Here is a 16,101-nt window from a genome sequence, read left to right on the forward strand (position 1 = left end):
TTGCCTTGGTTTATCGCGGTGTGGTTTCAGAAAGCGGCAGCGGCACTACATAATTGGGTGTATACGTACTCCATGGGCTGTCGCCGCCGGGTACGTCGCTTACATTATTGCGCTTGTAATAGAAAAACAATTGCCCTTCGCCCCAAAACTCTTTCTGATACTCTTTTTGTATTTCGTTGGGTACATTGGCCGTGGCATCCAGGTTAGGCAGGTTGCGATGATAACGCACCGTATCTAACAAGGTAAGCGCCTGCTGCGCATCGCTTTCTGTTTCGGCCAGTATATAATACAATTCTGTTTTGCGCAGCACCGGTTGCAAAAAGCGGAAGGGCTGGCGGATATCGGGCACATCGGCAAACTTGAAAAAACATTTCTTCGTGAGTGTGGTAGCGCGCCAGGTATTGATATTATAACGATAATCGTTATCCATATTTTCATACAACATTCCCAAACGGTCGCCATCGGCCGTTAATACTATATCCGTACCCAGATCGGGGCTAAACCAGGCATAATATCCTACATACATATTGGGATTGTAGATGCTGAACAACACTTCGCTGGAAAAAATACGATCCGGGTTATCCTGTAAGAATTCTATCGTTTCTGATTTAGTCCACGGGAACCATTTTTCACCCTGTGTTAACACTTCCTGCGCCTGCTGGTGTGCCTGAGTTTTTTGTCCTGCCCACAGGTAAGCCCTGGCCATCAGGCCTTTCACTGCATAATAGTTCAGGCGCTGGTTACGTAAACCGCTATAAAAATTACTATTATTCACTACGCCTTGTGTAATTACCGGGTCGGCCGCCAGCAAACTGGCTGCAGTAGTATAATCTGCCAGCACCTTTTCCATTACCTGTGCTGCGGTAAGCAAGGGCTGCGTTTTGCCATCGGCAGTGGTATAATAAGGTATGGCCTGTTTATTGGGCTCACTGGCATACACGGGGCCAAATAAACGCAACAGGTCAAAATGTAACATGGCACGTATAGCCGTGGCTTCCCCTATCATCAGCTGCCCCTGCTGTGGTGTAACCACATTGTTACTGATAGCGTTATTAGCCTTGGTAATAAACAGGTTGGCAGCCAGTATCGTATTATAGGCCTGTTGCCATAAGCCGTCAAAAGCCTTCATCACATTTACATCGGTATACTGATAGGTTTGGAAAGGTCGTACCACGCGTGTGGTAGTAACAGGTGGCGTATAGCGCTGCCCCATCATTTCTATTACGGTATTACTTAAAAACTGTCCGTACAGCGTGCTATCTGCCAGGCTGATGTACAAGCCATTTAAAGCCTGTTGCATCGCATTGGGATTGCTATATACCTGGTCTTCGGAATACGAGCCTTCGGGCTGTACCGACAGGTATTTTTTACAGCTGCATAAACCCACCAGTAACAGGCACCACAGTAACAATTTATATTTCTGTAACATACAATGCATTTGAATTAAAATGAAGCGTTAATACTGAAAGAAAAAGTGCGGGCATAAGGATAGTCGATACCTCTTTCGGTAAGGATGCTTTCTATACGGAATATATCATTCAGGTATAAGTTGATGCCCAGCGTTTGCAACTGCATTTTTTTCACCCAGCCACCATTTACGCGGTAGCCAATAGAAAACGACTCACCTGTAAAATGGGTATCCTTTTGAATAAAGCGGGACGACATTACCCTGCTTGCATAAGTGCCGATGCCTGCAAACTGCGCTACATCGCCCGGCTTTTGCCAGCGGTCGTACAAGGCCCGTCTGTCCATATTATTATTAAAGGTTGCACTGCTGTTGGTTTCTACCTTATTAAACAAAGCATTATTAAACACATAACCACCCACCTGGTAACGCACTACAGCGCCCAGTGTAAAATCTTTATAGGCCAGTGTAGTGTTCATAGTGCCTTCAATAGTAGGTCGTGTATTGCCCACCTTTACAATATCTGCCGGATCGTAGTCGTAAGTGAGCTTACCATTCTTCTTCTGAAACACTTCTACCCCTGTAGCCGGGTCTATACCCCGCGATACCACTGCCCACATATCATCCGGACTGTATCCATCATAATACCTGCTTAACCCATTGGCATCCTGCTCGGCCTTGTTCAGTTCACTTAAACGGTTACTAAAGCCACCATAACGGCTGGTATAGTTGCTGCCCATCACACCAATAGTCCATATAATACGGTCTTTCAGGTTATACACTGGCGATACGCGCACGTTCACGGTCCAGCCTTTGGTGGTGAGGTAGCCCAGGTTGAGTACATAGTTGGCATTTACTCCGGCAGAGGAAGGCAACGTACCTGCTGCACCTACTGCCAGCGGATCTGTTTTCTTGTGAAAATATTCCACGGAACCACTTACACGGTTGTTGAGCAGGTTAAAGTCTACCCCATAACTTTCCTGTAAAGTTTTTTGCCAGTCCAGCACCGGGTTACCTAACGAAGCCACTGTAAGTCCCTGGCCAAAGTTGTTGGTGTTGCCGGAGATATAATTGTATAACGATACCGAGCTGAAAGTGCCTATATTTTCATTACCCGAATAGCCCATGTTGCCACGCAGCTTTAACAGGTTAACCCATTTCAGCTGCTTCATAAATTGTTCATTATGCAGGTTCCAGCCCAACCCTGCCGAAACGAACGGCTTAAACTGACGGCTGCTGCCAAACACGCTGGTACCATCCAGGCGGTATACGGCATCCAGCATAAAGCGCCGGTCGTATACATAGTTGAGGTTGGTTAAAAAACCTACACTACGGGTGGTGATGTTGCTGGCCACCGGTGTGCTGTAGGGCATAAAGCCATAAGCAAAAGCGGGGCTGCCATCTGTGCCATAGGGAAAGCCTACGGCGGTAAATCCTACGGTATTATTCTTCTGTTGCTGCACATCGCCACGCACCGAAGCAGTGAACTGATGCCTGTTCACCAACTTAGCGTAAGTAAGCATCAGGTTGGCATTGTACTGGCTGTTTTCCAGCCGTGTGTTCTGGTAGCTGCCCTGCTGGTTGGCAGGTAAGCCCTGGAAAGCGGAGTTATCAGGTGGAATAAACACCAGTGTAGTAGTGTTGCCTTTGCCTACCAGCACAGCACCTTGTAAGCGAAACGAAGGGGAAAGCGTAACTATCGCCTGCAGGTTGTTTTGAAAAGCAAACTGCTGCGTTTGATTTTTACTGTATATGCTGGCATTGTATAAAGGATTAAGGATGGAGGTGTCATATAAGGGATCGAGATAACGGGGAATAGAACCATCGTCATTTCGCTTACGGTAGTAAGGAATGGCATTGGCAAAATCGGAGAATGAACCATAAGGCGATTCTATAGCCGTGTTACCACGCACAGTGAACAGGTTGGAAATATTCACGCGGCCTTTACGGTAACTGAGGTTGATATTACCGCTCCAGTTGTCGCGACCCGAACCTTTCATGACACCATTTTGCTTGCTGTATAAGATACCTGCATTCACCATCAAATCAGGACTACCACCGGTAACCTGCACCGAATGCTTGTTAGAGAAACCCGTTTGCACCGGTTCGCTTAACCAATAGGTGTTCACCCCTTTCTGCACTTCGGCCAGGCGTGCATTATACACAGCCTCACTTTCCCAACCGAGCTGCCCGGTGCTGGAATAGCGGCCGGCCAGTTTATCAAACTGCAATTTCTCTGCGGCATTCATCAGGTTATAGCTGCGTAAATCAGGCACATCTACCTGGAAATCGCCATTATAACTTACCTGTAGCCTACCCGGTGTTGGTCGTTTGGTTTCAACTACCACCACACCATTCGCCGCCTTAGAGCCATACAGCGCTGTAGAAGCCGCATCTTTTAATATAGTAACACTGGCCACGCGATTCATATCCAGATCGTAAATAGCCTGTAGTGTAGTTTCAAAACCATCCAGTATAAACAAGGGCTGGTTGGGATTAGAACTGAACTGATCGTTCAGGTTAATAGTGCTGATACTGGTTCTGCCTCTTATTTCAAAATCGGGCAGCTTGTTAGGGTTACTGCCCTGCAGATTGTTTTCTACCTTAATAAACGAAGGGTCCAGGCTTCGGAGACTTTCCAGGATATTCCTGTTGCCTACGGTTTTCAAATCCTGGCCGCTGTATACTGCTGCAGCACCGGTAAAACTTTCCTTTTTACGTACGCCCATACCTGTGCTTAGTTCCAATGTATTCAGCTGGTTCACCTTTACTTTCAAATGCACCGCCACTGCCTGCATTTCAGGAGAAACATGTATCACCTGCTCTTCATAACCTACACTGGAAATAATCATCACAAACTCACCAGGCATATCCTGTAAAGCCAGCAAGCCATTGCTATTGGTTACATAAGTTCGTTTGGATCCTTTAATAGCTACTGTTACACCCGCCATTGGCACACCTCTTTCATCCATTACCCGCACCATCAGTTCTACCTGGCGGTTATCGGGCGCGGCACCAACAGGCAAATCCATTAACAAGGTTCTTTGTTTTTTAATAATCACCGTACCTTCTTTCACTTCATATTGAAAGGCCTGGTTTTTAAATACCGCTTTCAACGCTTCTTCCAGCGGGGTATCTTTTAAATCAATGGTTACCGGTGCGGCTGTGCGCAACTGCTCCATGTTAAAGATCATGCTCACTCCTGTTTGGGCGGCTATTTCACTAATCACTTCATGCAGCGGCTGTTTATGCACCGAAAGGGTTACCTTCTGCGATAAGCCGGTAGCGCTCACGTGCATACAAATCACAAGAAGCAAAGCAGTTAATCTCATATACAGCATTATTTTTCGGGACTGCAAAAGGCAAAGGACTGGCCCTATCCTTTTGCGAAGGATAAAATGCATAACTTTAGCATGTTTTGGTTTTAAATGGAATTCTTTCAGCAAGAGGGAAGCCCAAAATCAAACGCCTGCCGGGGATGTTCGTAGCATCTCCGGTTTTTGTTTTCCGGGCTTGTGTCAGTTTTTTGTTACGTCATAAGCAGTGATTGTTTACATATTATATGGATTAAGGAAGTACGATTACTTTGCGGCCTTCTATTTTGAAATGCCTGATTCCATTGCGCTCCAACAGCTCTAAAACCTTTTTGAGATCGCTGTTGCGGTTAATCACTCCACCATACCGCGTATCATCTGCCGGAGCCTGCATGTCAATATCTATATCATACCACCGCGAAACTTCCCGCAGCACATCTTCCAGCTTCCGGTCTTCAAAAATGAACAGCCCGTTCTTCCACGATAACACCTGGCGCATATTGGCTTTGCGGGTTACCAGGTAGGTTTCGGCCCCTACTGCCTGCTGGCCCGGTGTTAACAGCTCTGACTTACTGCCTGCCGCCATCGTATGTGTTACCCGCACACTCCCGTTTACCAACGTGGTAGTAACAGCCGGTTCATCGGTATAGGCATGTATGTTAAACGCCGTACCTAACACATCCACCACAGTTTTATTCACCTCCACTTTAAAAGGCTGCTGTGCATTGCGGGCCACTTCAAAATAGGCTTCGCCATTGAGCTTTACCACCCTTTCCTTACCTGCAAAAGCAGTGGGATAAGTGATGGAAGAGGCCGAGTTCATCTGCACCACAGTACCATCTGGTAGCACTATTTTATATTGTCCCCCGCGCGGCGTGGTAAGTGTGTTATACATTGCTGTAGCCGATGGCTTTTGCGCGCCGGATTTATTCGCTTTATCGTAAGCCAGCTGGCCGTTATTGAGTTTGATAATACGAATGCCATTTTGCTCGGCAATAGCCCCGCTATCTGCCTGTTCCAGCACTATCTGTCGCCCATCGGCCAGGGTTAACACAGCTTTGTCACTGGCTGGTGCTGCTGGTGTGGTTTGGGCTGTTGGAATGGTTTCCTGTTTAGGCTGCTGCCTGTTGATAGTAAACCAGGTGATGCCTGCCACTGCCAGCACTACTGCAGCAGCAACTCCTATCCGGTAGCGCCTGAACAGCCCCACAACAGGCGCCTGCTGACGTTTTCCGGCTGTAATCACTTCCCAACTGGCCGCCTGCATCTGCTGCATGGCTTCTTCATCGGCAAAAGCGGTGGCATCGTATTCCAGTGCATGATACCATGCTTCCAGCAAAGCGCGCTCTTCTGCCGAAGCAGTACCTTCCCGGTACTTCTTCAACAATTCCTGTATATTATATTGTGTTGAACTCACGTTGCAGTATGCCTGTTTATATACTATAACAGGTAACTAAACGGGTAGTACTATGCCGGATGGAAAAAAATTAAAAAAGAAAGAAAAAACTGCCGAGGTTATGGCTGTCGAGGTGGGTGCGTATTTTTTCCAGCGCCGTATGCAACTGGTTTTTAACGGTTTGTGGCGCTATACCCAGCAGGCCGGCAATTTCAGCAATGCTCAGTTGTTGCTCGCGGCTGAGTATATAAATTTCCTTCATACGTGGCGGCATGGCTGCTACTGCCGCTGCCACACAAGCTTTTATTTCGCGGGTGCGGATGGTGCTGAAAATGGCATCTTCCGACTCTACCGGCTTAAAAGGCTGCGCCATGAGGTAATTAAGCCGCACAGTTTGCTTTTCGAAATAGTTGAAAATGCGGTTACGCAGGGCCACAAACAGGTAGCCACCCAGGTCGGTTTCCTGTAGCAGCCGGTCGGGATTATCCCAAAGGGCAATAAACAGCTCCTGCACCAGGTCGCGCGCATCATCGGCATTGCGGGTGCGCTTGTAGGCGGCCTGGAACAAATCGGGCCAGTATTTATCGTAAATGGCTTTAAAGGCCTCCCGGCTGCCGCCAGTGGCTTGTTGCTGCAAATCCGGTTGGGGTAACGGATGGGGTTTGCCGCTCTTCTCTTCGCTATAGTCAGTATCAGTCAACAGCGTAAAAGTAGGGTGTTTTGGGGATTTGTGCAGTTGTGTTGTTTGTACTTAGAGTTGCTAAAGGGGGTTAAACATCTCCCAACACAATGCAATGAAACCCAATTTCATATACATCTGCTATCAAATATCCCTCAAAATAATTTAATGGGCAACCATCTTCTTACTAAAAAGGTTCATTGCCAAAACATGACAATGAACCTTATCCAGCCACTATCCTACTTACCTAAAATCGTTTCCAGCGCAGTATGCAGTTGCTCCCCACGAATATTTTTGGCCACAATTTTACCAGATGGGTCTAAAAGGTAGTTTTGTGGTATAGCATGTACATCGTACAGCTCGGCAGCCGGACTGCTCCAACCTTTCAGATCTGAAATTTGTGTCCAGGGCATGGCATCATCATGAATGGCCTTCAGCCATGCTTCTTTTGCTTTTTCGTTGTCAAGCGACACGCCTAATACGGTAAAGTTTTTATCCTTGTATTTCTCATACGCTTTTAACACGTTAGGGTTCTCGGCACGGCAGGGCTTACACCAGCTGGCCCAAAAGTCAACAAGCACATATTTACCTTTAAAATCCCGGGTTGATACTGCTTTCCCTGTTGTGTCAGGTGCAGAGAAAACAGGGCCCATCTGGCCAATACCCAACAGCCTGGCTTTTTCAATTCTGGCTGCAAATGCTTTGCCTGCTTCGGATTGCTGCACAGCAGGCGACAGCTTTTTAAACAGAGGGTCTACCACTTCTGCATGAATGATAAAAGCACCATTATCCAGATCCTTAATCGCATTCAAAGCATAAGGCGATTCCGGATGCTGATCAATATACATCCGGCTAATCTGATGCGATTGCTCTTTTAACACATCAAACTGCTTCATATAAGCTTTGGAAAAAGCAGTATCCTTTTTTTGTTCCGGCGAAAGCTTTGTCCATTCCTGCGTAAGTGAATCGCGTTGTTTGTTCACGCCTGCATATAAATTGTCATAAGCCTGTTGTTCCGGCGTCTTCTCTTTGGAAGCGGGTGTGCTGCCAGAAGGAGTTTGTGCAATGGTAGCTCCCGTTAAGGATAACGCTACGATGGTTACTATGGAAATTTTCATATTTTTTTTGTTTAATTATATCCTAAGTTCTGAGACAGGTTTACATTCTTCGTTCTTTCCGCGCTGGGTACAGGATACAACGCATCTGTTGTTTCCCACAATCCGGGTTTAAGCGCAGTAATAACAGAATCCACTTTAGCGGTACGTTTCAGATCCAGCCAGCGATGGCCCCATTCTGAAAAAAGCTCTACTCTTCTTTCCTGTGCCACTGCTGCCAGCAATTCGCCCTGCGTGGCTGCTGGTGTATTACCTAAGCCTGCACGTTTTCTGATAACATTAATATCTTCTGTGGCGCCGGTTAAGTTCTTCTGTTGCGCCCTTGCTTCTGCCCTTACCAGGTATTGCTCTGCCAGCCTTAGCACAACGTCATACTCCTGGTTTACTTTCGTTTTAGTGTGGTATTTATAAGGATAATAATAATCAGCAGAAATATTCACCCAGCTGGCCTTACGCTTATCGTTCACTTCAAATGCCGCTAACAGATTCGGCATCACTACAAAATAAGGGATTACACCGGCATTAGGAACCGTTTGCGCCCCTACAAAAGGATAGCCAAATACAGACGTATCAAAGTCCCAGATAGCTTCTGTACTGGATGTTAAAAACACAGTAGAGAGATCACCTGGCAAGGTATATAATGCTGCCGCATTGATCACCTGGGTGGCGGCTGCTTCTGCCTTATCATTGTCGCCATGATACAGATACACACGTGCCAGCAATGCAGCGGCCGCATATTTGTTTACCCGGGTACGGTTGCTGCCCGATGGATACGTTTCTGTTAACAGCGTTACAGCCTGCTCCAGATCAGTAATAATCTGGTTATATACCAGCGAAGCGGCTGCACGTGAAGCGGTTTGATTATCCTGCACTACTGTAGTGGTCATCAAAGGCACATCACCATACAGGTTCACCAGATAAAAATGACAAAAGGCACGGATAAACAAAGCTTCGCCTGTAGCCTGGTTTTTATAAGCAGTGGGAAAGCTGCTGACAGCCACACCCTCTATAATAGCATTGGCCCTGTAAATAGCAGCATAAGAATCGGTCCATACATTGGCTACATTCGATTCATTAGATACCAGTCCGTTGGTGGTATATTGATCGAAGGTTGTGCCATTATACGTTAGTTCATCGGCCAGCAAGCCATTTAAAAGGCTTATTCCTGCCCCATAAGTAGGGATATTGCTGCTGGTGCTGTTACTGGAAGAGTACAAGCCGCCATACATGCCTGCAATGGCCGCTTCTGCACCTGCCTGATCCAGGAAAACACCGGAGGAAGCTATCTGGTTTTTAGGCACGCCTACCTCTGTTAATTTCTTGCAGCCTGTAATCGTCATCACCCCTATACAACCCAGAAGGAATAATGGAATACGACCTGTATATTTTACCATGTGGATTATTTTTAGCGTAAGGGCATTATTTATGAATAGACTCTTTTTCATCCTGATTGTTATAAAGATGTTTGTAAACCTAAGCTCATTAATTTCATGGGAGGAACAGCAGTGCCCATTGTCTCCGGATCAAGCCCCAGGTATTTGGTAATGGTGAAAAGGTTTTGACCACGCATATACACATTAAAATTCCTGAGCCCGATACGACGGATGAATGCATTGTCAATATTGTAGCTCAGTGATACCGTTTTCAGGCGTATAAAAGAAGCATCTGATATAGCTGCATCTGATAACTTATACAAATTAAAAGCAGTAGCCGCAGGCGAAGCAGTAAGTGTAGTATAAGTAAATGGTTTACTTAACACATCTTCCGGCACATTCGTGCTTCTGCCAGGAATGGAAGTATTGTAATAAATATTATACCCTTGCTTTTTTACAAACTGGAAAAGAAAATCTAGCTGAAAGCCTTTATAAGTAAAAGTGTTATTAATGCCGCCCATGTATTTGGGAGCCGTGCTTCCTGCTACACCATAATCTCCTTTTCCGGTGGTAGTAAATGATCCGGCAGTGATAGCGCCATTTTTATCCAGATCCTGAAACTGGGCAATCCCTTCTTTAAACCCTGTAAAATGGTAAGCCTGCAATACGGAAAGGGGCTGACCTATTACTAATGAGTTAGCATAAGAAGAACTGGATAACCCGGTATACGAAACCAATTTGTTTTTAGGTATAGTAACGTTTACAGATGTGTTCCAGCTGAATGTACCTTTTATTATATTTTTTGAGTTGACGGTAAATTCCCATCCGGTATTCTGCACCAGCGCAGGTAAATTACCCACATAAGAAGTAAAACCTGTTTGCGTAGGCACCGGAACACTTAATAATAAATTAGTAGAGCGATTGCGATACCAGGCCGCAGTAAGTGAAATTCTGTCGTCTAAGAAGTTCACATCTGCTGCCAGTTCCAGCTTTTTGGTTACCTCCCAGCTGAACTTATCATTAGACAACCTGACAGGATTTAAAGCACTTACACCGTTGTAAGAAGGATATAAACTAAAGCTGGAATAAAGCGATAAATAAGCATAGTCTCCTACCTGATCGTTACCCAGCGTACCATAACTACCGCGTAGTTTACCAAAGCTTATCCATGGCAAATGATGTCTGGCCCATTTTTCCTCGGTGAAAATCCAGGCTCCGCCAACGCTTCCAAAGTTACCAAAGCGCTTACCCGGCCCAAAACGGGAAGATCCATCTCTTCGGCCATTAAAATTGAGGATGTATTTGCTGGACAAGCTGTAGGTAATACGGCCAAACATGGACAGGTACTTATTATCGAGAAAACCACTACCTGATAATAACTGTGTTACAGATGACAGATCATTATATAACAAGTCGTTGGTGAACGAACCTGTAATAAAATATGGCTCTACAAATTTGGTACGCTGGTAGGTGCCTCCTGCCAGCACATCCAGCTTACCTGAACCTATTCTGCGCGTGTAATTCAGCTGCGGTTCAATATTGTATACCTGGGTATAGTTGGTTTGTAAGGTAACACTACCAGTAGTGGTGGTATTGGGGTTGCGGGAAGCACGGGTGCTTGCTTTTACCGAACTCACAGTAAGCCTGTTAAAGCCCAGGTCAGTTTTAAAACTCAGGCCAGGCAGGATGTTGAACTTCAAAGTACTGTTGGCTATAATGTTATCGCTGGTAAAGCTCATAGGCCCTTTTAAGGCTGCAGCCGGATTGGTATAGTTGTTATCCCAATAAAAGCTTCCATCTGCTTTATACAGGGGCAAATTAGGTGGCAGTGCGTACACGCCGCTCACAGAAGCATTGGGAAGATTGTTGATGTTTTTTGTATAAGCGCCAGATAAATTAATACTGAAAATATTTTTCTCCGACTGGCTTTGAATATTAAAACGCACCGTGCCTTTATTATCGGAATAGCTGCCAGGCACTACGGCTGATTGATGCCGGAAGTTGCTGCTGATAAGGTATTGCGTATTTTTAGCGCCGCCCGAAATACCTACCGTAGCATCTGTAAAATGGGAATTGTTACCCATAATATATTTCAGAAAATCAGTTTCACCACTACCAAAGTTGATGAGATCAGGCGCATTGGCTACAGTAGGTGTAATATTATCATTCGCAAAAGCCTTTTTACGCATAGCCAGGTATTGCTCTGTAGAAAGCATATGAATACCCCGTGTTATTTTACTGATACCGGAATACACATTGGCATCTATCTTCATCGTGCCAGACTTTCCTTTTTTGGTAGTGATCACCACTACACCGTTGGCAGCCCTGGAACCATAAATGGCAGTAGCATCCGCATCTTTTAAAATTTCGATGGCTTCAATGTCACTGGTAGGAATGTTATCAAAAGGACTAAGCCCTCCACCCACTATAGCAGTGGGGCTATAGGTGCCACTGGAATTTTCAGTGGCTGCAGAGCTATATGGAACACCATCTATAATATATAATGGATTGATACCTGCACTAATGCTGTTTTGTCCCCTTATCTGCAAGGAAACGGTAGAACCGGCCACACCAGCCGCTTCCGTAATATACACCCCTGCTGCCCTTCCGGCTAATGCCTGCAACGGATTAGATACAGGCTGCTTTTGTAACTGCTCAGATTTTACAGAAGTTACCGATCCGGTAGCCATGCGCCGGGTGGTGGTGCCGTAAGCCACTATCTGAATATCATCCAGTGCGTTTTTACCAGCCACCATTGCTACCGTGATAAAATGCTGGTTGTCTATTTCCACTATTTTGGTATCGTATCCCACATAGGAGAAAATAAGATACCGGGCAGCTTCACTTACGGTAACTGAAAAAGAACCATCTGCACGGGAAGCAGTAGTACCTGTAATTACCAGCGGAGCCCATTCTGCATGGGCAGGATTGCCGGTAATAGCCGCTTTAATATTTACGCCTGCTAACGGCTGATTATGCTCATCCACTATTTTTCCCTGTATTTCAATACCGGGTGGTGGGGGAATATAGTTATTGTAAGCCGCATTCAATTTCCGGCTTACAATAATGCTTTTGTCCTCTACCACAAAGCTAACCGTTTGCCCTTCCAGCGCCTTTTCCAGCGCAGCTTGCAAAGAGGTGTTCTGAAAAGCGGCATTGATCGTTTTTTTATCGTTCAATACCTTGTCCGCATAAATAACATCATAACCTGTTTGTCTTTTAATTTCCCGGAAAAAGCTTTTGAGACTGATCCCGTTCTTTTTAATGGTTACCTGCTGCGCAAAACCAGCAGCATTTGCCTGCAACAAAGTGCACATTATGATGGCAATTGTCAATTTCATAATGAGAAATAGTTTAGACACACGCCTGCATAGCGTAGCGCCCGCCTGATAAGCAGAGAAATTCATACTTTTGTAATGTTCGGGTTAATAAATATTGCAAATACCTTTTCCGGGTAACCGGAAAGATTAACTCTGAAACATCCGCCGGATGGTGTTACCAGCACCTCCGGTTTTTTGTTTTGGTTATGTGTGCTGTTTACAGTTTCATTTTTTAGTCATAAGCATGTTTTAGTGATCAATAAAGGGATTAACGTGGGTTATGATAAGGCTGAACAATAATGGTATTATTCTCAATTGTAAAACTCACTTCTTTGGTTAACGACAACCGGTGTATGAGTTTATCAAAAGGTACCGACCGGGATATGCTTCCGCTGAAAGTGATCTCTTTTAATTCAGGCGACTGAAACCGCACATCTACTTTATACCAGCGGCTTATCTGCCGCATAATGCCAGCCAGGTCTTCGCCATTGAACATAAAATTGCCTTCCTTCCAGGCAACAGCCTGTTCTACATCGGCATTCTGCACCTCTAAGGCATAGCCATTGCTTACTCCTTTTTGTCCGGGCGTAAGCAATGCAGATCCGTTAATTCTCACCGAGCCTTCCAACAGTGTTGTTTGTGTGTTGCTTTCTTCTGTGTAAGCATTGACATTAAAATGTGTACCCAGTACTTCAATAGTTTGATGACCTGTATGCACGATAAAAGGATGCGCCACATTTTCTGCCACTTCAAAATAACCTTCGCCCTCCAGGAATATCTCACGGTTTTTGCCCGCAAAAGCAGCAGGAAATTTGAGGGAAGTAGCAGCGTTCAACCATACTTTGGTTCCATCATTCAATACCAGTTTCCACTGCCCGCCTTTGGGAATATGTATCGTATTGTAAACATTAGCCGTTGTACCTGCCCCTTGGCCTGTACCGGAAAAATGCACTTCCCCGCCTTTCTGTTTCTTAACTACCGCATTATTATCGATAGCCAGTTCGCCTTCAGGTGCGGTAGTAAGGTCTATTACTTTGCCATTGGCTAAAGTAAGGATGGCTTTGTCTGAGCCCGGCATTACATGGGCTTTTACCAATGCTGCATCAACATCCGTTTTTGGCGGTATGATATAATAAACCACTGCTACAGCCAGCAGTAACAGCACTGCCGCCGCAGTAACATAGCGATACCTTACCAGCAATCCCTTTGGCCCGTTTACCTGTTGCGGTAACTGCTCGCCGGCATGTATGGCAGCATACGTATTTTTAAATATACGCTCCTTAATATCTGCAGTGTTCTCTGCCCCGGAATGCTCCAGCGTAGTTGTCAGCTGGGCATACCACTGCGTAAAACGAATTCGTTCTTCTACTGTTAAAGTCCCTTCTTTATATTTCCTGGAAAGCAGTTCTATCTCTTCTTGGGAAAATGGATGCATGGGGCAACTTTTGCTATGAGACAGGGAAAAAATGCCTACCCCTTGCCCGAAGTGCGCTTTTTTTTGAAAAAATACAGATTAATGCAACAGATGTGTATGATGGGATAGCTCGAAACAGACAAAGAAGCAGGCGAATGCAGGCCCGTCCAGCCCTTCCCGGATACCCTTGATAGCTTTGGTAATATGCCCTTCCACCGTTTTTTCGGCAATGCCCAGCTCACTGGCAATTTGCTGGTTGTTTTTTCCTTCCAGCCTGCTCATGCGGTACACTACCGCACATTTTTCGGGTAAAGCAGCAATGGCCGCTTCCAGTGCTGCCATCAGCTCTTTTTCCAGCAAAGCGGCATCGGCCGAAGGCGCGGCACCTCCCGGTACATGGGCTGGTAAGGGTAAAAGCTGGTTGCGCTTCGCATAGCGCGCTTCCAGCACGTTAATAGCCTGGTTTTTAATGGCGCGGTATAAATAAGTAGAGAGTTGGTAACGTAAAGTAAGGGAAGCCCTGTTTTTCCAGATCTTCACAAAAACATCCTGCACACATTCCTCCGCTTCTGCCTCATTCTGAAGGTCGTACGTAGCCTGTGCCAGTAATTTCATCCAATAACGGTTGTATATTTCACTGAATGCCCATTCATTTCCTTCATTCAGAAAATGAACCAGTTCCTCATCACTCAAATGTTGCAGATCCCTCATATTCAGTTATCCCCATTCCCCTGGCAGGGTAAAGGTAATATCAAAGATAAGGAAAGCAGCCTATTGAATGCTGCCTCCCCCTGCTGCTTATGGCTTCAAAACCACCTTTACACAATTGTCTTCTTTGTTATTAAAGATGCTGTACATTTTAGCTGCATCAGCCAGTGGTACACTATGCGTGATAATATCATCCAACACTACTTTTTCTGTTTCTACCAGGTTAATCAGCTTATCTATATAGTGATGGGCCCAGGCCTGGCCACCACGTAAAGTGATACCTTTGTCAAACCACTGGTATAAAGGAAAATTATCGTAAGGCGATCCGTACACCCCCATCACACTTACATGTCCTCCCCTGCGCACCGCATCCAGGCAGCGTTCCAACACCTTCATAGAGCCCTTCTCCATCTGGATGATGTTCATCATTTTTTCACCGAAGTTCTGATGCGCTTCCATACCTACCGCATCTACGCATACATCAGCACCATACCCTCCGGTCATTTGCCGGATAACTTCCACAGCGTCTTCTTTTGCGGCATTGATCGTTTCTACAGAAGCCGTTACCCTTGCTTTTTCTAACCGGTAAGGTTCAATATCAACACCTATTACACGTGCAGCACCATGCATCCAGGCAGCTTTCATAGCCATTAAACCAACAGGCCCGCATCCGAATACCGCTACCGTTTCTCCCCCTTTTACACCCGCCCACTCAATAGCCGACCATCCTGTTGGAAATATATCTGTCAGGAATAACGCCTGTGCATCTGTTAGTTTGTCGGATATTTTCCGGGGGCCAATATCAGCATAAGGAATACGCAAGTATTCAGCCTGTCCGCCGTTATAACCTCCATACAGGTCGGTGTAGCCAAACAAGGCACCACCTTTGCCTTTCATCAATCCTCCTTCCGGGCCATAATGCTCCGGATTGGAGTTTTCGCAATGGGTGTGCAGTTCCATATTGCAGAAATGACAATGGCCGCAGGCAATGGGGAAAGGAACTACCACTCTGTCGCCTTTTTTCAGATTGCTTATTCCACTACCCGTTTCTTCTACAATGCCCATAAACTCATGCCCCAGCACCATTGGGCGGGGCTGTGGAAACATACCATTGTATATATGCAAATCTGAACCGCAAATAGCGGTAGATGTAACACGGATAATGGCATCCCGGGCGTGTTCTATCACCGGGTCAGCTACCGTATCAATCCGCACATCCTTTTTTCCGTGAATTACCAGCGCTTTCATAATTTTTTCTTTTAATAATAAAAGAATCATTCCCTGTCATTTAAAAACTAAATCTGTCAAAAAGCAAGTATTACCCTTTACTTAACAAGTATTATCTTACCTTACACTCAATAGAAGCCGCATTCATCT

Annotated in this window: 10 protein-coding genes; all 10 read right to left on the minus strand. The window is 45.6% G+C overall.

The features are described from left to right. Window positions 1-10: 10 nt before the first annotated feature. The gene (locus FLA_RS14350; RefSeq protein ID WP_076378154.1) at window positions 11-1,429 is read right to left on the minus strand and encodes a RagB/SusD family nutrient uptake outer membrane protein; all 1,419 of its coding nucleotides are present in this window, start codon (window positions 1,427-1,429) and stop codon (window positions 11-13) included. Window positions 1,430-1,443: 14 nt separating this feature from the next. Then, a complete protein-coding gene (locus tag FLA_RS14355; protein ID WP_159445086.1) occupies window positions 1,444-4,737 on the minus strand; it encodes a SusC/RagA family TonB-linked outer membrane protein in 3,294 nt (1,097 codons plus the stop codon). Between the two features lie 235 nt (window positions 4,738-4,972). Then, entirely contained in the window at window positions 4,973-6,136 is a 1,164-nt protein-coding gene (locus FLA_RS14360) for a FecR family protein (protein WP_096511025.1), read from the minus strand. Window positions 6,137-6,206: 70 nt separating this feature from the next. After that, on the minus strand, window positions 6,207-6,815 hold the full coding sequence (locus FLA_RS14365; protein ID WP_076378148.1) for an RNA polymerase sigma-70 factor: 609 nt from the start codon (window positions 6,813-6,815) through the stop codon (window positions 6,207-6,209). 218 nt (window positions 6,816-7,033) lie between these two features. Further along, on the minus strand, window positions 7,034-7,912 hold the full coding sequence (locus FLA_RS14370) for a peroxiredoxin family protein (protein WP_076378146.1): 879 nt from the start codon (window positions 7,910-7,912) through the stop codon (window positions 7,034-7,036). Between the two features lie 11 nt (window positions 7,913-7,923). After that, window positions 7,924-9,303, minus strand: coding sequence for a RagB/SusD family nutrient uptake outer membrane protein (locus tag FLA_RS14375; RefSeq protein ID WP_076378144.1), 1,380 nt, complete (start codon window positions 9,301-9,303; stop codon window positions 7,924-7,926). 59 nt (window positions 9,304-9,362) lie between these two features. Then, window positions 9,363-12,623, minus strand: a complete 3,261-nt coding sequence (locus FLA_RS14380; protein WP_159445085.1) for a SusC/RagA family TonB-linked outer membrane protein — start codon at window positions 12,621-12,623, stop codon at window positions 9,363-9,365. 247 nt (window positions 12,624-12,870) lie between these two features. After that, entirely contained in the window at window positions 12,871-14,037 is a 1,167-nt protein-coding gene (locus tag FLA_RS14385) for a FecR family protein (protein ID WP_076378142.1), read from the minus strand. Between the two features lie 78 nt (window positions 14,038-14,115). Next, entirely contained in the window at window positions 14,116-14,727 is a 612-nt protein-coding gene (locus tag FLA_RS14390) for an RNA polymerase sigma-70 factor (protein WP_076378140.1), read from the minus strand. Between the two features lie 87 nt (window positions 14,728-14,814). After that, the gene (locus FLA_RS14395; protein ID WP_231940443.1) at window positions 14,815-16,002 is read right to left on the minus strand and encodes a zinc-dependent alcohol dehydrogenase; all 1,188 of its coding nucleotides are present in this window, start codon (window positions 16,000-16,002) and stop codon (window positions 14,815-14,817) included. Window positions 16,003-16,101: the final 99 nt, after the last annotated feature.

The organism is Filimonas lacunae (assembly GCF_002355595.1).
In the GTDB taxonomy this organism is placed as follows: domain Bacteria; phylum Bacteroidota; class Bacteroidia; order Chitinophagales; family Chitinophagaceae; genus Filimonas; species Filimonas lacunae.